The 22,774-nt window shown below is 44.4% G+C and carries 21 protein-coding genes; 9 read left to right on the forward strand and 12 right to left on the reverse strand.

Annotated features, from left to right (window positions below; genetic code table 11):
- Nucleotides 1-220 precede the first annotated feature (220 nt).
- The gene (gene gap, locus EYS00_RS16760; RefSeq protein WP_130638658.1) at nt 221-1,216 is read left to right on the forward strand and encodes a type I glyceraldehyde-3-phosphate dehydrogenase; all 996 of its coding nucleotides are present in this window, start codon (nt 221-223) and stop codon (nt 1,214-1,216) included.
- A 117-nt stretch (nt 1,217-1,333) separates the two neighbouring features.
- Nucleotides 1,334-2,191 (forward strand): D-hexose-6-phosphate mutarotase, encoded by an 858-nt coding sequence (locus EYS00_RS16765; protein ID WP_130638660.1) that lies wholly within the window; start codon nt 1,334-1,336, stop codon nt 2,189-2,191.
- A 61-nt stretch (nt 2,192-2,252) separates the two neighbouring features.
- Here EYS00_RS16765 and EYS00_RS16770 read toward each other — a convergent pair whose 3' ends face one another.
- From EYS00_RS16770 to zwf, 5 genes are read right to left on the reverse strand one after another with little or no spacing between them, the layout of a single operon-like run.
- Nucleotides 2,253-2,900, reverse strand: a complete 648-nt coding sequence (locus EYS00_RS16770) for a bifunctional 4-hydroxy-2-oxoglutarate aldolase/2-dehydro-3-deoxy-phosphogluconate aldolase (RefSeq protein WP_130638662.1) — start codon at nt 2,898-2,900, stop codon at nt 2,253-2,255.
- 2 nt (nt 2,901-2,902) lie between these two features.
- On the reverse strand, nt 2,903-3,856 hold the full coding sequence (glk, locus tag EYS00_RS16775; RefSeq protein ID WP_130638664.1) for a glucokinase: 954 nt from the start codon (nt 3,854-3,856) through the stop codon (nt 2,903-2,905).
- A gap of 5 nt (nt 3,857-3,861) precedes the next feature.
- The gene (gene edd / locus EYS00_RS16780) at nt 3,862-5,682 is read right to left on the reverse strand and encodes a phosphogluconate dehydratase (RefSeq protein WP_130638666.1); all 1,821 of its coding nucleotides are present in this window, start codon (nt 5,680-5,682) and stop codon (nt 3,862-3,864) included.
- 10 nt (nt 5,683-5,692) lie between these two features.
- A complete protein-coding gene (pgl, locus tag EYS00_RS16785; protein ID WP_130638668.1) occupies nt 5,693-6,385 on the reverse strand; it encodes a 6-phosphogluconolactonase in 693 nt (230 codons plus the stop codon).
- Nucleotides 6,385-7,881, reverse strand: a complete 1,497-nt coding sequence (gene zwf, locus EYS00_RS16790; protein ID WP_130638670.1) for a glucose-6-phosphate dehydrogenase — start codon at nt 7,879-7,881, stop codon at nt 6,385-6,387. The genes pgl and zwf overlap by 1 nt, the downstream gene beginning before the upstream one ends.
- A gap of 285 nt (nt 7,882-8,166) precedes the next feature.
- Here zwf and EYS00_RS16795 point away from each other — a divergent pair, with 285 nt between their 5' ends.
- Both EYS00_RS16795 and pyk read left to right on the forward strand, forming a co-directional pair.
- Nucleotides 8,167-9,021 carry a MurR/RpiR family transcriptional regulator gene (locus tag EYS00_RS16795; protein ID WP_130638672.1) on the forward strand — a complete coding sequence of 285 codons (855 nt, stop codon included), beginning with the start codon at nt 8,167-8,169 and terminating at the stop codon, nt 9,019-9,021.
- Nucleotides 9,022-9,285: 264 nt separating this feature from the next.
- A complete protein-coding gene (pyk, locus tag EYS00_RS16800) occupies nt 9,286-10,722 on the forward strand; it encodes a pyruvate kinase (protein ID WP_130638674.1) in 1,437 nt (478 codons plus the stop codon).
- Nucleotides 10,723-10,778: 56 nt separating this feature from the next.
- Here the strand turns inward: pyk and EYS00_RS16805 are convergent, their stop codons facing one another.
- Nucleotides 10,779-11,312 carry a hypothetical protein gene (locus EYS00_RS16805; protein WP_130638676.1) on the reverse strand — a complete coding sequence of 178 codons (534 nt, stop codon included), beginning with the start codon at nt 11,310-11,312 and terminating at the stop codon, nt 10,779-10,781.
- Between the two features lie 490 nt (nt 11,313-11,802).
- Between EYS00_RS16805 and EYS00_RS16810 the strand changes: the two genes are divergently transcribed.
- The 5 genes from EYS00_RS16810 (at nt 11,803) to EYS00_RS16830 (ending at nt 18,302) form a co-directional block, all read left to right on the forward strand.
- Nucleotides 11,803-13,200 carry an ATP-binding protein gene (locus tag EYS00_RS16810; RefSeq protein ID WP_130638678.1) on the forward strand — a complete coding sequence of 466 codons (1,398 nt, stop codon included), beginning with the start codon at nt 11,803-11,805 and terminating at the stop codon, nt 13,198-13,200.
- Nucleotides 13,193-13,885: a response regulator gene (locus EYS00_RS16815; protein ID WP_130638680.1), complete on the forward strand. Its 693-nt coding sequence runs from the start codon at nt 13,193-13,195 to the stop codon at nt 13,883-13,885. Before EYS00_RS16810 ends, EYS00_RS16815 begins: the two co-directional genes overlap by 8 nt.
- An 88-nt stretch (nt 13,886-13,973) precedes the next feature.
- Nucleotides 13,974-15,548 (forward strand): YHYH protein, encoded by a 1,575-nt coding sequence (locus EYS00_RS16820; RefSeq protein ID WP_130638682.1) that lies wholly within the window; start codon nt 13,974-13,976, stop codon nt 15,546-15,548.
- Between the two features lie 29 nt (nt 15,549-15,577).
- Nucleotides 15,578-16,075, forward strand: coding sequence for a hypothetical protein (locus tag EYS00_RS16825; RefSeq protein WP_130638684.1), 498 nt, complete (start codon nt 15,578-15,580; stop codon nt 16,073-16,075).
- A gap of 94 nt (nt 16,076-16,169) precedes the next feature.
- Complete coding sequence (locus EYS00_RS16830; protein ID WP_130638686.1) at nt 16,170-18,302, forward strand: response regulator; 2,133 nt, start codon at nt 16,170-16,172, stop codon at nt 18,300-18,302.
- 40 nt (nt 18,303-18,342) lie between these two features.
- Here EYS00_RS16830 and EYS00_RS16835 read toward each other — a convergent pair whose 3' ends face one another.
- The 6 genes from EYS00_RS16835 to EYS00_RS21220 all read right to left on the reverse strand — a co-directional run bounded on the left by EYS00_RS16835 (nt 18,343) and on the right by EYS00_RS21220 (nt 22,663).
- The gene (locus EYS00_RS16835; RefSeq protein WP_130638688.1) at nt 18,343-19,005 is read right to left on the reverse strand and encodes a hypothetical protein; all 663 of its coding nucleotides are present in this window, start codon (nt 19,003-19,005) and stop codon (nt 18,343-18,345) included.
- The gene (locus tag EYS00_RS16840; protein ID WP_130638690.1) at nt 18,999-19,355 is read right to left on the reverse strand and encodes a PadR family transcriptional regulator; all 357 of its coding nucleotides are present in this window, start codon (nt 19,353-19,355) and stop codon (nt 18,999-19,001) included. Before EYS00_RS16840 ends, EYS00_RS16835 begins: the two co-directional genes overlap by 7 nt.
- Before the next feature lie 144 nt (nt 19,356-19,499).
- Nucleotides 19,500-20,762 (reverse strand): APC family permease, encoded by a 1,263-nt coding sequence (locus EYS00_RS16845; RefSeq protein WP_130638692.1) that lies wholly within the window; start codon nt 20,760-20,762, stop codon nt 19,500-19,502.
- Between the two features lie 18 nt (nt 20,763-20,780).
- On the reverse strand, nt 20,781-21,665 hold the full coding sequence (locus EYS00_RS16850) for a WYL domain-containing protein (protein WP_130638694.1): 885 nt from the start codon (nt 21,663-21,665) through the stop codon (nt 20,781-20,783).
- A 122-nt stretch (nt 21,666-21,787) separates the two neighbouring features.
- Nucleotides 21,788-22,387, reverse strand: coding sequence for a hypothetical protein (locus EYS00_RS16855; RefSeq protein WP_130638696.1), 600 nt, complete (start codon nt 22,385-22,387; stop codon nt 21,788-21,790).
- A gap of 93 nt (nt 22,388-22,480) precedes the next feature.
- A complete protein-coding gene (locus EYS00_RS21220; RefSeq protein WP_181412805.1) occupies nt 22,481-22,663 on the reverse strand; it encodes a hypothetical protein in 183 nt (60 codons plus the stop codon).
- Nucleotides 22,664-22,774: the final 111 nt, after the last annotated feature.

The following is a 22,774-nucleotide window of genomic DNA, read 5'->3' on the forward strand; positions in this document are numbered from 1 at the left end:
TAATCAATAAAAGTCACGCTGTAGTTTCTTGCTAGAAAAGCATCTACATACAAAATTTTAACATTATCTAGAAAGATGCCTCAGGTTGAAATTGAATACGTTTGCAGTAGCATCAATATGTAATTTTGCAACAGTTTTGCTTTTTGTTTTGCCAATTATCGCATTTTGATCCATACTTTACGTAATTAATTTTCATAAATACAACAATTCGAGGTACGCCATGACAATTCGTATCGGTATCAATGGTTTTGGACGCATCGGTCGCCTGGTGATGCGTGCAGCTGCTAGCCGTGAAGACATTGAAGTCGTTGCTATTAACGACCTTCTGGACACAGACTACATTGCATATTTGTTAAAATATGACTCTACACATGGTTTGTTCGACGGTGAAGTTTCAGTCGACAACAACAACTTGGTTGTAGATGGAAAAACAGTTCGAATCACTTCAGAGCGCAATCCTGCCGATCTAAAGTGGAACGAAGTAGACGTTGACGTAGTTGTTGAATCTACCGGTTTATTCCTAACTAAAGAAACTGCCGTCAAGCACATTGAAGCTGGTGCGAAGAAAGTAGTTATGTCAGCACCTTCTAAAGACGACACACCAATGTTCGTTATGGGTGTTAACCAAGAGAGCTACGCAGGAGAGACTATCGTTTCTAATGCGTCTTGTACTACCAACTGCCTAGCGCCACTTGCAAAAGTATTGAATGATAACTTCGGTATCGTTGATGGCCTAATGACGACAGTACACGCGACAACAGCTACTCAGAAGACCGTTGATGGTCCTTCAATGAAAGACTGGCGTGGTGGCCGCGGTGCGGGTCAAAACATTATTCCATCTTCGACGGGCGCTGCTAAGGCAGTGGGCAAAGTTATTCCTTCACTCAATGGAAAACTTACAGGTATGGCATTCCGCGTACCAACGCCAAACGTTTCTGTTGTTGACTTAACTGTTAACCTTGCGAAGCCAACAAGCTACGAAGACATCTGTGCAGCGATGAAAGCAGCATCAGAAGGTGAGCTAAAAGGTATCATGGGCTACACAGAAGATGCTGTAGTTTCTAACGACTTTATTGGTGACGCCCGTACTTCAGTATTCGATGCTACCGCTGGAATCGCTCTTACTGACACATTCGTTAAGCTTGTATCTTGGTACGACAACGAATGGGGCTACTCGAACAAAGTCCTAGATTTGGTTGCTCATATCTCTAAGTAACAAAAACGTATTTGTGTTGTAACAACACAAAAAATATACAAAGGTGCGATTTTTAATTCGCACCTTTTTTGTTTTAAGGGCACAATGCGATAACAGTGCTCACATCACGGAAGAAATATGACTACCAGTGACAGTATTTCGGTATCGACGAATCAAGACGGCCTCTCGTTTATCAATATAGACAATGCCCATGCAACGGCTAAAGTATCCTTGTTTGGTGCTCACCTAATGTCTTATTGTCCCAAATCTGACGGTAAGGAACGTTTGTGGGTGAGCCCCCATGCGTACCTGAACGGAGAAAAACCTATTCGCGGTGGTATTCCACTATGTTGGCCCTGGTTCGGCCATAATCATGGGCAAGAGAAAGGCACACTACCCTCACACGGATTCCTTCGTACACAAACTTGGTCTATTGCAAATAGCAAAGATACGAGCGAAGGCACTGAACTCACTTTACTTCCGGCTTTCACCAAAGCAAAGGGTTTCGACCACAAATGCGAAGTTAAGTTGGTTATTATGATTGGCGAAAGCCTTTCAGTGTCACTCATTACTACGAACATTGACGACCACGAGTTTTCCATTGATTGCGCGTTGCACACGTATTTCAACGTTGAGCATATTGGTAAAACCACTATCGACGGTATAACGGGAGATTACGAAGACAAAACTCGCGAGAGTGCTGTACTTACTACACCGACTCCCTACTTTGTCAGTGAGGAGACTGATCGCATTCATTTCTGCGAGGCACCAAATATTACTATCGTTGAAGATGGCGTTAGAACCACAGAAATCACGTCATCTGGTAACGATACTATTGTAGTGTGGAACCCTTGGCACGGGGCAGCGTCGCTGTCTGATATGGATGCGTTTGGATACAAGCACATGCTATGCGTTGAAACCACAGTAACGCAAGGCTATGGTTTACAACCTAACGAAACACATGTGCTTACACAGGTGATAAGCACTGCAAAATAATTGAGCACTACGCTTGTGTTTTAAATACAAAAAAGCCCTGCATAGCAGGGCTTTATTTTTTTTACGCGTTCTGAGCGCCTTCTACGGCTTCTTTTGCAAGTTGGGTAATTCTATCCCAATCACCAGCCTCAATTGCGTCGTCTGGTGCTAACCATGAGCCACCAACACACTTAACGTTCTTAAGCGCGAGGTAATCATTGTAATTACCCGGCCCAATACCACCTGTTGGGCAGAAGGTTACATCTGGGAAAGGTCCGCTGATAGATTTAATCGCTTTAACGCCGCCTGAAGCCTCCGCTGGGAAGAACTTCATGTGGGTGTATCCTGCGTCTTTACCTTTCATCAAATCAGAAGTAGATGAAATACCTGGGATGAGTGGAATCGAAGCGTCCATACCCGCTTTAAGCAAGTCAGCTGTCATACCCGGACTAATAGCAAACTTTGCGCCTGCATCCACAACGGCTTTAAGTTGCTGTGCATTAGTTACTGTACCAGCACCAATCAGTGAATCTGGCACTTCTTCGGCAATGCGTTTGATTACGTCGATAGCTGCAGGTGTTCTCAAGGTAACCTCAAGTACTTTGATGCCACCAGCCATTAACGCTTTGGCCAATGGAACGGCTTTTTCAACGTCGTTGATCACCAACACAGGTACTACAGGTCCCGCTGTAAAAATTTCTTCTGGTGAGTATTTCCAATTTGCTGTCATAGTTAGCTCGCAGTTGTTTGTTTGAGATACGCTGCCGCACCAAGAAGTCCATGGTCAGGTTCAGCGATCAAATAGGTGGGGATGTCTTGTACGTAAGACTTCATATGGCCTTTGCCCTCAAAACGCGATCTGAAGTCACTGCTTTGTAGGAATTCTGGGAAACGACCTGCAATACCACCACCGATAAATATACCGCCAGTGGTTGCCATATTAAGCGCAAGGTTTCCGGCAAAACTGCCCATCACTCTGCAGAACTGATTTAACGCTGATAGCGCCACTTCACAACTTCCATCGAGCGCAGCTTGCGTAACTTCGGCTGGTTCGTTAAACGTTGCTGGTTTACCAGCGTCCAGCGCCAATGCTGTGTATATATTGAGTAGTCCTCTACCCGACATTACTTCTTCGGCAGATACTCGGCCAAGTTTGTCGAGCAAGTAGCGCCATACAACGATGTCCGCTTCATCTACCGGAGCAAAGTCAACATGGCCACCCTCACCATCCAGTGTTTGCCATCCAGAAGATGTCATAGTGATGTGTTCAACACCAAGACCTGTGCCCGGACCAAATACAGCGATGTTACCCTTATCTACCGGTGTGCCTGAGCCTACCTGAATCAATTGTGACTCTGTTAACACAGGCAACGAATGGGCTACCGCTGTAAAATCGTTGATCACATACAAATCAGTAAGTGACAACTCACTCTTCAGTGCACTTTGTGAAAATGACCAAGAGTGGTTGGTCATGGTCACTTGGTCACCTAACACTGGACATGCGATAGCGATACACCCTTGTGTAAATGTATATTCAGGGGTTTCACTAAAGTACTGTTGCAACGCCAGCGCAATGGTGTCGAAGTCATTACACATATACTTTTTAATATCGCTTACACCTTCGGGTGTAACACGGGCGACACGAATATTCGTACCGCCGACGTCAGCTACAAACTGCTCACTCATTTAAGTTACTCCTGAGTGACGAACAGAGAGCAAGCACCCTCTTCTGCGCCTGTAAGATTCATGCGCATTCCGCCAAACATTTCTCGTCCCATACCTACGTGATGCTTAGTCACGTTAGCCGCTTGTGCTTCACGAGCAGCTAAGGTAGCTTCATCTACGCATAATGTCAGTTCACCAGTCTCTGTATTCAACTCGATGATGTCGCCATCGTGTACTTTTGCTAGTAAACCACCTTTGATGGCTTCTGGTGTTACGTGAATAGCCGCAGGTACTTTACCTGAGGCACCCGACATACGACCGTCAGTGACCAATGCAACCTTGTAGCCTTTGTCTTGCAATACGCCAAGAGGTGGCGTTAAACGGTGCAACTCTGGCATTCCAATAGCAGAAGGCCCCTGGAAGCGAACAACAACAATACAGTCTTTGTTCAATGCACCTGATTTAAAGGCTTCGTCTAGTTCGAACTGATCTTCAAACACAACAGCTGGCGCTTTGATATGGCAATGTGGTGAGCGCAATGCAGAAGTTTTCAAAACTGCTCGCCCGAGGTTACCCTCTAGCACACTTAAGCCACCATCAGGCTTGAACGGTGCTTCCACAGTCGCAAGTACTTCTTTGTCGTGAGAGCTTTGTGGGCCATCACGCCATTCAAGTTTACCGTCGGCAAGGAAAGGTTCTTTTGTATACGCTTCTAACCCTTCACCACAAATCGTTTTAACATCATTGTGAAGGAGACCAGCTCCCAGCAACTCTTTGAACAGCAAAGACATTCCGCCAGCAGCAACAAAGTGGTTAATATCCGCTGAGCCATTGGGGTAAATACGAGTTAACAATGGCACTGCACTTGAAATGTCTGAGAAATCATCCCAGTTAACGATAATACCGGCAGCACGCGCCACAGCGATAAGGTGCATAGTGTGGTTAGTAGAACCACCTGTTGCCAATAAGCCTACAAGACCATTAACCACAGCTTTCTCATCAACGATGTGACCGATTGGCGTGTAATTGTCACCTAGGTCAGTTAAACGAGTCGCTTGAACCGCCGCGGCCTTTGTTAATGCATCGCGTAACGGTGTGCCTGGGTTAACAAATGAAGACCCAGGTAAGTGAAGCCCCATCATTTCTACAACAAGTTGGTTTGAATTGGCAGTGCCGTAGAAAGTACAGGTACCAGCTGAGTGATAAGACTGAGATTCAGCTTCCAATAACGCATCTCTGTCGGCTTTACCTTCAGCAAACATCTGGCGAACACGTGCCTTCTCTTTATTCGGCAAGCCAGAAGGCATTGGTCCCGCAGGAACAAATACGGTAGGTAAATGACCAAAGCTCAGTGAGCCTAAAAGTAACCCAGGAACGATTTTGTCACAAATGCCCAACATCATGGCTGCGTCGAACATGTTGTGTGAAAGTGCAACAGCGGCAGCCTGTGCGATTACGTCTCGGCTCATCAAGCTGAGATCCATACCCGTTTGCCCTTGAGTAACACCATCACACATGGCTGGCACACCACCAGCAAACTGAGCTACGCTACCCACTTCATTTACCGCTTGCTTGATAATCGCTGGATATGACTCATAGGGTTGGTGTGCAGACAACATATCGTTGTATGACGAAACGATGGCTACGTTAGCTTTTGTCATTGAACGCAAGTCGGCTTTATCGCTTTGACCACACGCCGCAAATCCATGGGCTAAGTTTCCGCATGATAGCGCACCACGATGTGGGCCCTGTCTGCGGGCATTTTCAATTTTTTCTAAATAAGCGCGACGTGTCTCTTTACTGCGCTCAATAATACGTTGAGTAACCTCTAAAATCTGGGTATTCATATCACATCTCCTATGGAGCCCACATCAATGTTACGGGGGCACGGTTTACTACGGCAACAATTGGCTTTTGAATTTCCGTAGCGTTCTCGATCGCGTCGTTCAGTACTTGTTTTTTCTTTTCACCGGTAAGGTGTAAAAAGATATTTCGACTGTTCAGTAACGCTGGTAGGGTCAGAGAAATACGTTGATGAGGTGCTGTTGTTGGCTGCACTGCTAAGCAGGTTTTCCCGCTATCCATGTCTAGTCCATCAGCAACTTGCTCTGAGCAAGGGAACAAAGAGGCAGTGTGACCATCTTCTCCCATACCAAGAATGAGTGCGTCAAAAGGTTGTGACATAGCAAGTACACCAGCCTGTGCTTCTTCAATACCGTCCTCAGCATTCTCATGTGCTGATTTTAGCGGTACAAACGTCGCTGCACTGGCTTTGTTTTGAATCAGATTATTTTTTACCAAAGTGGTGTTACTGGCATCATGGCCTTCGTCAACCCAACGCTCATCAGCCAAAGTTACGTCCACTTTGTCCCACTCCAAATCAGTTTCACTTAACTGCTTAAAAAGTGGTAATGGCGTTCTACCACCACTGACAACAAGTGATGCCCGTCCACGAGCGCGAATACCAGTTTTAAGTATGCTAACTAGATCTTCCGCAAACGCTTGTGTGAGCGCATCAGCGCTATCAAATGAAAGAGTTGTAAGTGCCATTATTTTTTCTTCTTAACTTGTTTACTTTCATACCAGCTTCGATTAGCTCGAGCTAGCAAACCAATGGAGTCAACAGGTCCCCAAGTACCGGCTTGATAAGGCTCCGGCGGCTCGCTTGATTGTTTCCACGCTTCTAATATAGAGTCAACCCAATTCCATGCTTGCTCAATCTCATCACGGCGAACAAATAGCGCTTGGTTACCAAGCATGACTTCTAATAATAGCTTTTCGTAAGCATCTGGAATTCTTTCTTCAGAGAAAGTGTCCGAGAAGCTCAAATTAAGCTTAGACTTGTGTAAGTCCATCGAACCGGAACTCGTTAATCCTGGAACCTTATTCATTACGGTGATTTCAACACCTTCATCAGGCTGCAAGCGAATAACGAGCTTGTTAGGTGGTAGATCTTTGAAGCTATCGCCGAACAAGTTATGAGGCTGACGTTTGAAGTAAATGACAACTTCACTCACTTTGGTAGGCATACGTTTTCCCGTTCTCAAATAGAAAGGAACGCCAGCCCAACGCCAGTTATCAATCTCTGCTTTTATGGCTACGAAAGTTTCAGTTTTACTTTTCGTATTTGCATCATCTTCTTCTAGGTAACCAGGAACTTCTTCACCTTTAACAAAGCCTGACGTGTACTGTCCACGAACCGTACTACTGTTAACGTTCAGGCTGTTGATCGGGCGAAGGGCCTTCAATACTTTGAGTTTTTCGTCACGGATACTGTCTGCGTCAAGAGTGGTAGGCGGCTCCATCGCAACCAAGCTCAAAATTTGCAGCAAGTGGTTTTGAACCATGTCACGCATTTGACCAGCGTCGTCAAAGTATCCCCAACGCCCCTCTATTCCAACAGACTCTGCTACTGAAATTTGAATATGATCAATACAGTTGTGATCCCAATTAGTTGCAAAGATCGAATTGGCAAAGCGAAGAGCGATCAAGTTGAGTACAGTCTCTTTACCTAGATAGTGGTCAATGCGGTAAATTTGTTTCTCGTCAAAGTACTCAGCCACCTGATCATTAATCACCATAGATGATTCTAAATCGTGACCAATGGGCTTCTCTAAAACTACACGAACACTTGAATCGATGATTTTACAGCTGTGTAAACCACGGCAAATGTCACCGTAAATTGCTGGTGGTGTTGCAAGATAGCACACCATCGTACGATTTGGATCTACGTGGTCGTCCAATACTGCATAGCTTTCTAAGTCTTTCATGTCGACACACGCATAATGTAAACGGGCTTTCATTCGCGCCCATGTGTCTTCACAAAAATCTTTATCACCGAACTTAATGAGGTTCGTGTGTACTTCTTCAATATAAGCGTCTAGCTCCATCGCATGACGAGCTACGCCAACAATCGTTGTTTCAGGGTGAATAAGTTCTGCTTTTTCGAGCTGATAAAGTGATGGGAGTAGCTTTCTCCTAGAAAGATCTCCTAAAGTGCCAAACAATACAAAATCACAGGGCTCGTAGGAATTTTCCAAAACCATATTTGTCGACCTTTTTGTCAGTTAGCTGACAATGTATGCGTAAAAAGAGGGATTTTTTACATTGTCAGCGCGTTATTAGCATATAGTTAACACTAAATGTAGTAAAATTACAACTTGCGTAAACTATCGAATCATTTTTTCATTTTTATCCGTAGGGAGACACTTTTTTCGAAAAATGACAAGAATATTGTTAAAAAATTACATTTTTCTTGTCACTGCTGTCACTTTCAGTACTATTACGAGTGCAAAGAATAAATAATTAACCCTACACACTGCCACACTTGTATGAATATTTTAGAAAAAATTACACAAAACAAAGCAGCGTTCAGCAAATCAGAACGCAAGGTTGCAGACGTTATCTTAGCGAATCCTCAGACTGCGATTCACTCGAGTATAGCAACCTTGGCAAAAATGTCTGACGTGAGTGAACCTACCGTTAATCGCTTCTGTCGTCGACTAGATACGAAAGGCTTTCCAGACTTCAAATTGCACCTGGCGCAAAGTCTCGCAAATGGAACGCCATACGTAAACCGTCACGTTGACGAAAATGACGGTCCTGATGAATATACAACCAAAATTTTCGAATCAACCATGGCTTCTTTGGAAGTTGCACGGCAGTCGATTGACGTTCAGGCTGTTAATCGTGTTGTAGACTTGTTGACCCAAGCACAAAAAATTTCGTTTTTTGGTTTAGGCGCTTCCGCTTCAGTCGCACATGACGCTCTTAATAAGTTCTTTCGCTTTAACGTTCCAGTGGTGTACTTTGAAGACATTTTGATGCAGCGAATGAGCTGTATGAACTGCACAGCGGGTGACGTGGTAGTGTTGATTTCACATACGGGTAGAACGAAAAGCCTGGTGGAAATAGCTAATATTGCTCGTAGTAACGACGCCACCGTCGTTGGTATTACGTCTGCAGGTAGCCCGCTCTCTCAGGAGTGTAACTATGTACTTTCTCTTGAGGTCCCTGAGGATACCGATATGTACATGCCCATGGCATCACGTATCGCCCAACTAACACTCATTGATGTTCTTGCTACAGGGTTCACACTTCGGCGTGGCAATAAATTCCGCGAGAACCTCAAGCGAGTCAAAGATACACTTCGCGGTTCACGTTACGATAAACGCAACGAAATATAATCATTTTGCGCTTCTATTTAGGAGCGCTATTTCTTCCCTATTGCACCGCTCTCGCTGTAATTATTTAACATCCCCCCACCACCCTGTACATTTTTCACACTAAACTGGTAGGCTGAGTATACAAATTCCCGTATTTCATTCACATTTCTGTCAGATTCGTCTACTATCCTGTAATAAAATTACGTAAAGCGATTACACCACGCCTGATTTATGGTTAATCGTTTACAAACCAACCGCCCTTTATCAAGAGACAGCGACAAAATTATGACCAGAAGAACGAAGATTCTTGCCACCCTAGGACCCGCGACAGACTCACTAGAAACTATTCAAGGAATTATTGAGGCTGGCGCAAACGTTGTTCGAATGAACTTTTCACATGGACAAGCCGAAGACCATATCGAGCGTGCTAAAAAAGTACGTCAAGCCGCACAAAATTTAGGTAAGTGTGTTGCTATTTTGGGTGACCTGCAAGGCCCTAAAATTCGCGTAGCAAGGTTCGCTGAAGGTCCGGTTCACCTTGATATTGGCGCACCATTCATCTTAGATGCGGAGCTAGAACGCGACGCTGGTGACGTCACGCAGGTTGGTATTGATTACAAGGCGCTACCAGACGATGTAAGTGCCGACGATATTCTTTTACTCGATGACGGTCGTATTCAACTTAAAGTGACCCACGTTGAAGGCCGCAAGGTACACACTGTAGTTACTGTTGGTGGAAAACTCTCGAATAACAAAGGTATCAACCGTCAGGGCGGTGGCTTATCTGCCGAAGCACTAACGGCAAAAGACAAAGAAGATATTAAAACAGCGGCTAAAATTGGCGTCGACTACTTGGCCGTGTCTTTCCCTCGCAGTGGCGCCGACCTAGACTATGCACGCGAACTCGCCGAAGCAGCTGGATGTCACGCTAAAATTTGTGCAAAAGTCGAGCGCGCCGAGACGGTTGCCTCAGACGAAGCAATCACCGACATCATCAGCGCGTCTGATGCTGTAATGGTAGCTCGAGGCGACCTTGGTGTTGAAATTGGCGACGCTGAGCTTGTTGGTGTACAGAAAAAACTAATTGCACGCTCAAGACAACTCAATAAAGTCGTAATTACTGCGACGCAAATGATGGAATCTATGATCGATAGCCCCATGCCAACACGCGCAGAGGTTATGGACGTTGCCAACGCAGTACTTGATGGCACTGACGCAGTAATGCTTTCTGCAGAAACTGCCGCTGGTAATTTCCCAGTAGAAACTGTTACCGCGATGGCTCGTGTTTGTGAAGGTGCAGAAACACACCCAAGTGTTAAGATCTCCAAGCATCGTATGGACGAGATGTTTTCATCGGTGAGCGAGACCATAGCGCTGTCTGCAGTTTATGCAGCAAATCACTTACCTTCTATCAAGGCGATTGTAGGCCTCACTGAAAGTGGTAATACACCAAAGTTGATGTCACGTATCACCACGTCACTGCCTATCATTGCTATGTCACGTCACGAAACATCGCTGAATACTATGGCGCTGTTTAGAGGCGTACAGCCGGTTTACTTTGATTCGAGAGATAGTGAGCCTGGTCAGCTGAAAGCCGATGTTATCGCAGTACTTAAAGAGAAGGGCCTTGTTCAAACTGGGGACCGCTTCATTATGACTTACGGTGATGAGATGGAAAAAGTTGGTGCAACTAACGCGGTTAAGATTGTACTAGTAGACTAAATATCTTTTGGCATGCCGCTCGCGCGGCATGCCAACTATTCTTCAATTCGCTACTCTTACTTGCAAATATCTAAAATTCTTTCACACACATCTTCACGACGCTTAAAGTGCGCTAACCCAATAAGCTTGTTGTCTCTTGGCCATACCGCTTGATTGAGGACCTTCACATCTTGCTCTGTCAATTTTTCGGTATCTAGTTGGAGCTCAACAGCCTTTTTGTTTGGATTGATGATACGCGGAACGGCATTGGTAACGAGTGCCTTGTTAACGCATACGAACTCTCGCTTCAATGGGTCACGTACGACACCGATATCACCGCCATCAAGAATAATTGCAGGCCACCCTTCAGACATCCGACTTTGACCGAACATCAACGCAGTGAACGCAAACAAAATAAATAGCGTTAAACCAATAAACTGCGAACTCAATCCAGGTGCAACAGCCACTAAAGCACCGACAGTAGCCGAAAATAACACCCAAATTGCGAACACTTTTCGCATAGCGTCAGGTGCAATACCTGCAATTATTACCAGTTGCTTTAACTCTAGCTTTTCATACCTGCGCAAGCAAACATTTGCCAAATCTGTCAAAACTAATCCCTTACATCGAAACTTACAGCAACGCCGAAAACTTGAAATACAACCCGAATCCAATGTGAACGAGATAGACTGCCCAATGACAGTACTACTGGAAAAGTCGTTGCTCTGTGAAGAAAACAACCAACGTAAATGAAACAAACCCCGAATATCATTAAGTTATACGACGAAAGACAGTTACGTTGATCAACATATCGCCAAACCAAATCTGCTGCGTTTTTAACTGCAGTCAACAACAATAGTTGAGTGATAATATGCAAGGTAATTATGACACATGTTTTACATCAATGTTAAGCCATTACAGCGTGTAAAACTGTTAATTATCGACTTACAAAATTCATATTAGTCAATAACCTAGAGATTTTCGGTGGAGAAAAGAGATGTTCACTGTCAAATGTGGAGATTTAGCGCAATTTTCCCATAATTTCTCCACAGTTCGACATACTCCCTGTGCAGCAGTGCACTACCACGCTAGACTATAAACATGAAACTATCTCATAAACTTCTTATTATTTTACTCAGTTTTATCTGCCTTTCTCTGGCAGTGACTGTCATGCTTGCGCGCTGGAGCTTTGAGCAGGGATTCAATGAATTCTTAAAAAGCCAGGAACGAGAACGACTCGCAAAACTTAGCGTACAACTCGTGAGAGATTACCAATCTAACAACGAACAATGGAACGGTATCTCGTTGTCTTTGAATAGTAGGCTTGCTCCACCCCACCAGCGTCATCGGCCACCTCCGCCACATATGAGAGACTTATCAATGCCTCCTCCTCATGAGCAGGCGCGTGGCGTTAAAACGACATTGGTCTCAATGACTGGAGAGTTTATTACCGGTGATCTTATGGATGAAAACAGCCACGAACATATGGTTTACCCCATCACCTATCGTGGCAATAGCATTGCTCTATTGATAAGTTTTACCCCTGACGACCAACCATCCGTTATTGTTGAAAGCTTTTTAGAGCGACAACAAACATCCATACTCATCATTGGCGCGGTATCTTTGAGTTTGTGTTTTCTTCTCGCATTGGTTGTTGTACCCAAAATGTTGGCGCCATTCAACACTATAGCGAATGCAATCAAACAGTTATCAACTGGGCAATATCATCAATACACTCAATTAGATAACAAAGATGAGTTCGGTGTGTTGATGCAACAAGTGAATCAACTCGCGGCCACATTGGAGTCTAACGAGGCGATGAAGAAGCAGTGGATTGCGGACATTGCCCATGAACTCAGAACCCCTCTCACCGTACTCTCTGGTGAATTGGAGCTAATTAAGCTAGGCGTAAGACAAACAACACCAGAACAAATTGAGTCCTTTAATCAAGAGGTACAACGCTTATCTAGATTGGTAGAGGATCTTTATCAACTCTCACTTGATGATATGGGCCAGCTAAGCTTTCACTTTGCCAATGTAGACCTAGCGAAAATTGTGAATGAACAAATCCGTGTAGGCTTGGTCTTAGCACAAGCAAAGGGCATTGAGATAGACGCATCTCACGTCACTTCTGTATGGATAAGCGCAGATACTCAACGGCTATCGCAACTGGTAATGAACCTTGTGGTTAACAGTGTTTCCTACACCGATGCACCAGGAAATATGCGTATAGCAGTCTCACAAGACGATAAGTTTGGTATTTTTAGCATTGAGGATACACCACCGGGAGTGTCAAGAGAGGCCCAGCGTCTCATTTTTGAGCCCTTGTACCGCGAAGACAAAGCAAGAACAAGCCGACAAAACGGAGCTGGTTTAGGTTTGTCTATTTGCCAAAGAATAATAAAAGGTCATAAGGGAGAAATGCACGTATCCTCTTCAGAACTAGGCGGATTGTGTATCGAAGTTAAATTACCCAAACAGAGAGAGCAACATGTCTAGCAAATCTAAAGTTTTGATCGTAGAGGACGAAGTAAAAATTGCCCAATTACTCGTAGATTATTTAAACTTAGAGGGATTTAATGCTGATGTTTTGCACTCTGGCACTCACGTAGTTTCACAAGTTAAAAGCGAAATATACGACGCCATCATTCTAGATCGAATGCTCCCTGAAACCGACGGGCTTACGCTGTGTAAACAAATCAGAACTTTCTCAAACATTCCAATTCTTATGCTAACCGCCAGAGTCGATGAAGTTGATAGGTTACTCGGACTGAATGCAGGTGCTGACGACTACGTCTGTAAACCATTTTCTGTACGCGAGGTGGTGGCGAGGATTCAAACTATTTTACGCAGAGCCTCTCCGCCCTTGATTTCAGAGGATAGCTCAGTTCATCAACTAACCTTTGACAACATTTGTGTGGACTTGGAACGTTTCCAGTGTTTTGTTGATAAAGAGCCCATCGAGCTTACCCCCGTTGAGTTCAAATTACTCAAAACATTAATGACAAAACCCGGCGTTGTATTTGCGCGAGAAATGCTTATGCAAAACGCCTACGAAGACGGTCGAATTGTGAGTCATCGCACTATTGATAGCCACATGAAGAACTTGCGCCAAAAGCTCACCAAAAACAATGAAACATCACCTGTACAAGCGGTATACGGTGTGGGGTACAAACTCGTCTAGCGACGAATTCCGCAAATTCTGCACATTTTCTCCATATTTTTTCGATACTCTCCAACGCAACAGAGCATTAGTTTCAGGAAGTATCGATATGCGACAACACTTTTCCCTTTCTGTATTAGCAGTAGCAATTTCACTTACCCTTTCAGGCTGCGGGGGCAGCGACTCCTCTAACGAAGCCACCACAGTAACTGAGCAAACGCCGGAAACGACTAACAGTGCACCGACAATAGTGGTTCAAGATACTGTGTCAGTGGATGCTGGCACTGCCGTTGCTATAACTGCAACTATTACGGACGCCGATGGCGACGACTTAACAGTTACTTGGGTACAGTCTAGCGGAATTGATGTGTCATTTGACGGTCAGGGTTCAAGTAGTATTTCATTCACGGCGCCAGACGAAGCAACAACGCTGGTGTTCCAAATATCAGTCGACGATGGCGTCAATGACACTGTAACCGCATCTAGCTCTGTAACCGTGAACTCTGTTCAAACCGAACCTGAAACGCCCGAACCAACACCTGACTCCAGCGTATGGCTTCTCAATACCAATGATACAAGGGCCGTTCATGTACCATCTTCCTCAAGCAGTTTGAATGCATTGGTAAATGTGCAATCCGTTGCCACCAGCTCGATAGACGGTAAGTCTTACACCGTAGTTAGCTCCTACGGAATACCTGATTATCAGGTACAAATCACGCAAGACATGTACGACGAACTGGCGCAACGTCCACTGGCAAATCGCGACTATATCTCAGGAAGCCCCACTATTGCTGTTGGCGATACAGTAGCTTTCGGTCAAGACGTCGGGTACAACAGTAATAGCAGTTGTGGTGTGGATCAAGGCTACGGCTATTGGCCACCTGGGCCGGTTTGCCCAAGCGAGTCACTGCGTGAAGGATACTTCCCTGACGAACCTGAGCCCACAGATGATGACTGTAGTACAGGTCTTGGGCAGGTGGGGCTATGGGTTAATGGCTCATCAATTTATAACTGGGGCGATGGTCAGAGTTATAACAACCAGGGAGACTGGCAAACATTAGCTCCAGTAGCAGAGCAATATGATGTTGATATATGCGGTGGTCATGCGGCTAACGGCGATTATCATCATCACTTTTACTCATCTTGTCTAGCCGCAATGGTCAACGATGAGGGTATTGGGCACTCGCCTCTTTATGGTTTTGCTGCAGACGGCTACCCTGTTTACGGTCCATGGGAAGACACTGGGGTTTTAGCAATAAGTGCATGGACAGTCAGAGATTACAGCGCTACATCTGCCACAGGGTGTAGTGATGGTACAAGAAGTTGCAGCCTAGTTGACCAATACGATCCGTCTCAAGGTGTTGAAGTTGTCTCTGCTGGGCCTGATTTTACTGACACAGTGACAACCTTATCAGGTAACTCTCTGATTGCTTCTAACGGATACTACTACGAGGACTATTATTGGGATGAAAGTCTGACCGAGCAGGGCTATCCCTTCCTAGACCAATACAATGGTCACTCCGATGACGAACGTGGTTACCACTATCACATCACCGTCGCGGAAGTGGACGGCAAACTGATTCCAGCGTTTCCCTACATTATAGGCGATAGATTTGCGGGAACTATCGATGACAACGCATTGGCAAACTGCAGCACAGGTGTTGGTGGCCCTCCCAGTCGATAAGCGTGACAAGTTCCAAAGGCAAAAAGAATATGAAAGTAATACTAAAATTTATTACGGCCAGTACACTGTTTTTTTCAGTATTGTGTATCGGCACTGAAGTTCATGATCACAAAAGTAGAGAAGTTACATCGCCGTTAATACCTAAAGTGGCTGTGAATCTCTTTCGCGATGAAATGGACGGAGTCAATGTCCATATTGAGCTACAGAACTATGTGTTGAATGCGCCCACTCAGGAAAATATCTCAAGATTGAAAACTGAAGGTGGCATGACCTTGGGCCATGCACATTTATTTATTAATGGTGTTAAACATCAACGCATATACGCCCAGCACTTTCATATTTCTGAAAAGTGGCTAAAAAAAGGGGTAAACCAAATTGCGATTTCACTGAATTCACACCAACATGAAAATTGGCAACATAACAATCAAACCATCGTTGGTACTGTTTTCTTCGATCTGAACGCACCGCAATTAGTGCTGCACGAGTTTACCTCACAGCCTTTGGAAAATACTCACAACCATCACTAATAATATAACGTTGCACAAAACCTTTGCCATCGGATTGCGTATTTAAGCGGTATAGATTATCGTTTTTATATTAGGGACTTAAAATAGCGTAATTATGTCTATTCGACTCCGATATGTACTTGCTTTGTGTTTAGTTGCCTCGCTTGTCACCTTAACTGTTTTCGTCATGCGAGGCATGTTTCATGAGCAACGTGCCGACACAGGAATCATCAATATAGCAGGCCAACAGCGAATGCTTTCACAGCGCATCGCCCTGCTTGTAGAAAAAATTCATACCTGTCAGGATGCCTCAGGTGCCAGTCAATCAGCGCTTGATAGTGCGCTTAGCAAGTTTAGTGAAAATCATGGTCAGTTAACATCTTTGCCTGTGTTGCCCGATAGCGTAGCGCATATTTATTTCGGCGAGAGTCAACTCGATAAGCGAGTCAAAAAATACATAGAGCAAGCCACGCCCATAGTGACACAACAATGTCCTACTGATCGCACCATCGATATTGAAGAAGCTTCACTTATTCTTACTGACCTCAATAATGTCGTCTCGGCTTTCGAACTTGCAGCCCGAGAACGAGTAGACCGAGTGGCGAATATTGAACTCTACCTTTGGATTGCTACGCTGCTGCTTCTAGTCGTGGAGGCCATCGTTATATTTTATCCCATGGAACGGCAAATTACAGATTCAATCAAGAAACTCGTTGCCACCAAAAACAAAGCCGAAGCTTCCGCGCTTCAAGCGAAGCAAGCCAGTAAGGCGAAATCTGAGTTTTTATCGAACATGAGTCATGAGTTGCGAACACCCATGAATGGTCTGTTTGGAATGATCGAACTTGCAATTGATTCTCCAGAAAAAAGTACCAACTATCTCAAAAAAGCGAAAAGTGCGGGACGACAGCTTCTTGTACTGATCAATGACATACTCGATTTCTCAAAAATAGAAGCCGGAAAAATTCGCATTGAAAATGGTCCAATGGACTTACATCAACTTCTCGACGATGTAGTTTCATTGCAACGCACTTATTGCCAAAATAAAGGACTCACGTTTGACTACGTCAAAGAAAGTGATTTTCCACCGATCATTCTTGGCGACATCACCCGTATTTCACAAGTACTCCACAACCTACTGAGCAACGCCATCAAATTTACCGAAACAGGTTCGGTAACGCTCACTGTGGATACCTTCGAGAAAGAAGAAGTGCGCTACATATCATTCTCGGTCAAAGATACAGGTATTGGTATTGCCCCTGAGCAAGTGGATTCAATATTCCAAAAGTTTGAGCAAGCCGATCAATCGACAACGCGGTTGTACGGCGGTACTGGACTTGGCTTAAGCATCGCAAAGCAACTTTCGCTACTGATGCAAGGTGACATCTCAGTGACCTCAACTTTGAATCAAGGGAGCGAATTTATTTTCGAAATGCCCGTGGTTCCAGCTGAACTACCTGAGACTCAAATATCATCGAATAGCCTAAGATGTGCTGTAGTTGACGATCTTCAAACCAGTCGTGAATACCTTTCTCATATCGTTTCCGGTATGGGATACAGCGCCACTGCGTTTGACTCTGCTCAAGCATTTTTGGAAGCAGACTATGATAGTTTTGATGTGATAGTTCTCGATTTGGCTATGCCAGAAATGAGCGGTGCTGATTTACTCAATGTACTCAAGGAAAGAGGTTTGTCGCCTTTCCCTCCAGTGATTCTAGTGTCCGCAGAGCTGGAACAACTACAAAGCGATGATCCGGTAAACTCACTTATTTGGAAAACACATACAAAGCCGTTAATGAGAAGCGATTTAGAGCTCGACCTTCAACAACTCATTGCACCAGAAAGAACATCACGAGATGGAAAGAACGGTGACAACAAGTATCGTGTTTTAGTCGCTGAAGATAATGAGATAAATGCTGAAATCGTCAAGGCCATGCTGGCGATGGAAGGATATAAAACTATCCACGTTAAAGACGGAGAACAAGCTGTTAAGGCCTGTAAAAAGTATACCTTCGACTTTATTTTAATGGACTGCAATATGCCGATAATGGATGGACTAACGGCATCGAGTATTTTGCGAAATGATCTCAAAGTCAAAACTCCGATTGCGGCATTAACAGCAAACGCATTTCCGGAAGATAGAAAGGAATGTTTAAACGCTGGTATGGATGAGTTTTTAACCAAACCTCTCGAAAAAGAAGAACTGATTCAAGCGTTAGAAAAGTATTTACCAAAAAATAAAAAATGACACCTGCTTCAGCGGTCAGGCTGAAGCAGGTAAATTTAACCTAGCGCTCAAGCTCTCCTCTGAGCTTAGTACAGCCCACGTAACACACAGCTTTAATAAGCATGGCATAAAGCAATGTGAGTAAACATACGGCTGTCGCAGGCCCGATAACGTCTGCGAAAAACTCTTTTTCAATGTTAGCCCCTATAGCGACCGCGCCTAATACAACACCAATCCACCCCATCCACATGGCGGAATTTCCTAACACATCAATGATTCGATGCGCCTCCTTTAGTGTGTTGATATCTTCGGTAGTTTTAAACCCAAAGGTAATGATCAACGCGTCTTTAATCGTCAATGTTGACGCCACCGACTTTGCGAAGATAATCGCCGGAGGAACTACAATGATTAAGGAAGGGATATTGATAAAATCAGTGATCTCTCCTCCCATAAACATGGCCATAACTACAACACCAACGAAGACTGCCAGACTGAATAGAAACATAAATAACCTACCTTTCGTTTTTAACAAATAGTGAAATGTGGTTTTAATGACCTGATTAAAATACCACTGATGTGCTTGCTGTGTGTTCTTGATCGCTCGGGCATGAAATCCCTCACTCAAGTCACCAATAATCGGCTCCTTTAACGCCTCTGGAAGTACCCAATTAAGTAAGTGAATACTCCATGAGGGTAACTGTGCCTCGTGATTTTCGTTCAGCATGACTGTCTAATCCCGTCGTTTATAACAACGCTCAACGCCACACCCTTCCAAAGCTTTTCTAACGCCTGTTTACTACGCTTGAGGGCTTGCTGACCTTTTGCGGTGACTTCAAAGTATTTTTTTGCCCTTCCACCGCGCTGAGCCGTTGCCTCACCAACGCGGCTAGACACCATCCCCTTGGTTTCGAGTCTTTCGAGTGTGGTATACAAAGCGCCAATTGATACTTCTCTGTTTACGACGTCTGACAGAAGCTCGCGAACACTGGAGCCGTAAGCATTTTCGCCAAGTCTGAGTATGCTCAACAAAATACACTGCTCAAACTCCCCTAAGAATTTCTCTTTTTCACTCATTACTACCCTCCTGAAGCTTTATATCTACAATGTAGAGTATTTAAGTAAGGAGTCAATATACTTTATTTTGTAGAGTATATACCTAGGTATATGAACCTATACCTTTATTGGGAGAGAGGATCGAATTGATTTAGTTGGTTCACACTAGTGAGCAAGTAAATAGTCAAGAAAGAAAAAACACGCAACACAAAATACACCCACCATTAGCACTAATGGTGATACGAACACTGACAATAGGAGGCAAGAAACCAACCCCACCAAGGAAACCCATTTGGGTACGAAGCGTTTTTCTGACGGAACAAACAAGGCAGCCAGATTAGTTAATGCGTAGTAAAGCAATACGGTGAAAGCACTCACTGACCACGCGAGTTTAATGTCGGTGCTCAGTAAAATGAGAGCGATAACAACACCTGTTACACATACAGCAATGGTGGGAGACGTCTGGGTTTTATTCACAAACGAGACCTGTTTTGGCAAGTCCCCTCGCCTTCCCATCGCCAATATCACTCGTGACACTCCCAAGATCAAATTCAACACAACACCAGCCATTGCGCAGATGGCAGCGAAAGCAATAAAGTGGGATAAGTGACTACTCTGCCCTAAGTGTGCGGACACCATTTCAAAAAGATGCATTTGGGTTGATTTATCAATGAGTCCATTAGCATTGAGCATAAGAATAGATACACCAACGGCACAATATAAAAGTCCAGATAAACTCAGCGTAATCACGACCGCTCTCGGAATGGTATAACGAGGATTTTGGACCTCTTCCCCCATCGTCGCTATTCGACCATAGCCAGTATAGGCAACAAACATGAATGCGGAGCCCTGTAAAACGGCGTACAGTGTTGTCGAGTTTTCCCTAAACATTGATGCTACATTCGCTTGATGTGGCTGAGTAACAACGCCAAAGATCGAGAATGCAATAAGCCCTGTCATCGAGATTAAAACGAGCGCTAAATTCAGGCGATTAGTACGCGTTATTCCTTTGCTGACAAGTAACGTAAAGCCGGCGACCAACAATAAGGCAATGATCCGATGCCAAACATCGGGTAACCCAAATAAATGACCAATGTACCAACCCACAGCTAGCGCACCAGTGGCAGCAGATGCGCTTTTAGCAATAACGAAAAGCCATCCCGCCAAACGACCGAGCCGCGGTGACAAATACTGATAGCCGTACTCGTAAGTGCCGCCACTGACAGAGTGTGCACTGGCTAACTGGGCCGAAGACAACCCATTGAATGTCGCTGTGATCCCTGCCAGGAAAATAGCCAACAATAACCAATTTTCAGCAAGTTGAGCACTCAAGCCTACACTTACATAAGCCCCTGTGCCCAAAATAGAGCCTAATCCTATAACGATGGCGCCAAAAAGGGAGGTAGACTTTTTGAGTTGGTTAGCCATATCTTGTCTAATTAAGGTTTATGTATACGCTTTTTCTTCTGCTATGTAGCCAGGCGCGATAGTAAGGTTATCAGTGTTATCCAGAGATGACTGGTTGCTCAACCACAACTGGTACTCTCCCGTGCGCAAACTTGCATGTTTTGTACAATCCACATTCCAACGTCGAAGTAGATATCCAGCCATTGCAGCACGAACTTGTACATTTAACTCTCCGTCTTCCATACCGTAATCCAATTCTATTGCCGTTGGAAAGGCTATATTTTTTGGGTGAGGAACGAGCGTCAGCGTAATCATTCGCTTCCAAGCATCATCAAACGCTACGCATTCAGTTGCATCTGGCGCATCCTTAAGAGACACCTTGCTGATTCTCGTTAAAACGAAGTCTCTAAAGCTTTCGGATTTTCTATCGTATGCACGAACATGCCAACGTTGACCATTATCTACAATGCTATGGGGCACAAGTTCGCGAGCTCCTGACCCACTGGATAATGACGTATAGATGACACTGACGGCTTTTTTATTGAGCACCGCTTGAACCAGCTTGGCAACCACAAATATATCTGGAACGTTAAGTGATGACGCCGACTCCACTGGAAAAGTTACATCTCCAATGGCATCAAAACCATCTGAGATAGCATGGGCCAACTTGACCAGTGTTTTGCGTGCATCATGCTTGAAAAGGGGTTCAAACGAATCACTTTGGAAATAACGCTTTTCTCGAGCATCGTAGAACAGGTTATCTGGTGCCAACGTCTTGTATAAATTGAAATCTCTAGTACCTGCAGACAGACCTACTTGAAATCTTTGTATAAGATCTTGTCGGTGAATATTTCCTTTAAACATGAGACTGAAGTCTATGTAAGACAATCGCTGGCGCTGAGCGAAATTGATATCTTCGAGCATGAAGTCGACAACCGTGCAACTGGACAAGTGCCCAGTGTGATTTATTTTAAACCACAAGTAAAGACAAAAAAAGCGCCTGTGGTGTGCAGACGCTTTTTCATTTCTGAAAGCTGTACTTTTTGTTAGCGTTGCTCTCTTCTAAACGCCATGAGGAGAGTAAGTATCAATAGTACTGCACCAAAAGTTGCTGGTTCAGACACAGTCGCTGCAACAACGGTATAATCAGCATCAACAGTTACTGCAGTTACACCGTCACCAAAAAAATCAGACAATAAATCTGGTGATGCATTCGGCCCAATGACCAAGGTGTCAGACCCTACCGCTAATGCTTCAAACTCTACAGAGAACAATTCAAAAGCATTCAGCCCAGCCTGTAACGCAAATGTATCAGTGAAAAAACTGGCGATCTGCACTACACCAACGAAAGAGCCCAGCCCCAACACACTCTCGAAAGCAAGCGCATCAGAAACATCTACAATATTGGCTCCAAAAGTCACCGAGTTCGCGACGTATTCACTGTTATCAAGTAAAGAGGTTAGTGATAAGTCAAACCCTGATAACAAGGTTTGCACACCAACACCATCAATCAAATCACTGACAGTGACAGTAGCAGTGATGATTTCATTGAGTTCATACTGACTTTTATCAGTAGTGACAGTAATAATCGCTGCATTGGCGTTGATGCTGAATACAGCGGCAATCACGAGTAATAACTTTTTCATTTAAACTTCCTTTTTTATTCAACCGCGCAACGCGCTCGGGTACACATAGACATAAGCGCACGTGCATCAAACATACTTATTATGCCGTCGCCATTAAAATACATAACTTAAATCATTAGCTTGTCCGGCTATGAACAGACTGTAGAAGAAGCGAACATCGTCATAATCTACGTCACTATCGCCGTCAAAGTCTCCGGGTATACTCTCATCTTCCTCCGGGAATTTAAGTACCACAATAACAGGATCGTGGTCTGAAGACCGGAATAGCGTCGGCACCGTAATAGTTCGCTAGCTGAGTCTCAGTTTTAAACTCTTCGTTGTAGTCAAAAACACGAGGTTACATCAGCATTGATATTCCAAACATAGGCATCGACAACATAGTCCAAC

This window comes from Alteromonas sp. KUL49 (assembly GCF_006538345.1).
Classification (GTDB): Bacteria; Pseudomonadota; Gammaproteobacteria; order Enterobacterales; family Alteromonadaceae; genus Alteromonas.

Coding starts and splice junctions, on each gene's coding strand:
- gap (WP_130638658.1), top strand. CDS start 221: ATGACAATTCGTATCGGTATCAATGGTTTTGGACGCATCGGTCGCCTG.
- EYS00_RS16765 (WP_130638660.1), top strand. CDS start 1,334: ATGACTACCAGTGACAGTATTTCGGTATCGACGAATCAAGACGGCCTC.
- EYS00_RS16770 (WP_130638662.1), bottom strand. CDS start 2,900: ATGACAGCAAATTGGAAATACTCACCAGAAGAAATTTTTACAGCGGGA.
- glk (WP_130638664.1), bottom strand. CDS start 3,856: ATGAGTGAGCAGTTTGTAGCTGACGTCGGCGGTACGAATATTCGTGTC.
- edd (WP_130638666.1), bottom strand. CDS start 5,682: ATGAATACCCAGATTTTAGAGGTTACTCAACGTATTATTGAGCGCAGT.
- pgl (WP_130638668.1), bottom strand. CDS start 6,385: ATGGCACTTACAACTCTTTCATTTGATAGCGCTGATGCGCTCACACAA.
- zwf (WP_130638670.1), bottom strand. CDS start 7,881: ATGGTTTTGGAAAATTCCTACGAGCCCTGTGATTTTGTATTGTTTGGC.
- EYS00_RS16795 (WP_130638672.1), top strand. CDS start 8,167: ATGAATATTTTAGAAAAAATTACACAAAACAAAGCAGCGTTCAGCAAA.
- pyk (WP_130638674.1), top strand. CDS start 9,286: ATGACCAGAAGAACGAAGATTCTTGCCACCCTAGGACCCGCGACAGAC.
- EYS00_RS16810 (WP_130638678.1), top strand. CDS start 11,803: ATGAAACTATCTCATAAACTTCTTATTATTTTACTCAGTTTTATCTGC.
- EYS00_RS16815 (WP_130638680.1), top strand. CDS start 13,193: ATGTCTAGCAAATCTAAAGTTTTGATCGTAGAGGACGAAGTAAAAATT.
- EYS00_RS16820 (WP_130638682.1), top strand. CDS start 13,974: ATGCGACAACACTTTTCCCTTTCTGTATTAGCAGTAGCAATTTCACTT.
- EYS00_RS16825 (WP_130638684.1), top strand. CDS start 15,578: ATGAAAGTAATACTAAAATTTATTACGGCCAGTACACTGTTTTTTTCA.
- EYS00_RS16830 (WP_130638686.1), top strand. CDS start 16,170: ATGTCTATTCGACTCCGATATGTACTTGCTTTGTGTTTAGTTGCCTCG.
- EYS00_RS16835 (WP_130638688.1), bottom strand. CDS start 19,005: ATGCTGAACGAAAATCACGAGGCACAGTTACCCTCATGGAGTATTCAC.
- EYS00_RS16840 (WP_130638690.1), bottom strand. CDS start 19,355: ATGAGTGAAAAAGAGAAATTCTTAGGGGAGTTTGAGCAGTGTATTTTG.
- EYS00_RS16845 (WP_130638692.1), bottom strand. CDS start 20,762: ATGGCTAACCAACTCAAAAAGTCTACCTCCCTTTTTGGCGCCATCGTT.
- EYS00_RS16850 (WP_130638694.1), bottom strand. CDS start 21,665: ATGCTCGAAGATATCAATTTCGCTCAGCGCCAGCGATTGTCTTACATA.
- EYS00_RS16855 (WP_130638696.1), bottom strand. CDS start 22,387: ATGAAAAAGTTATTACTCGTGATTGCCGCTGTATTCAGCATCAACGCC.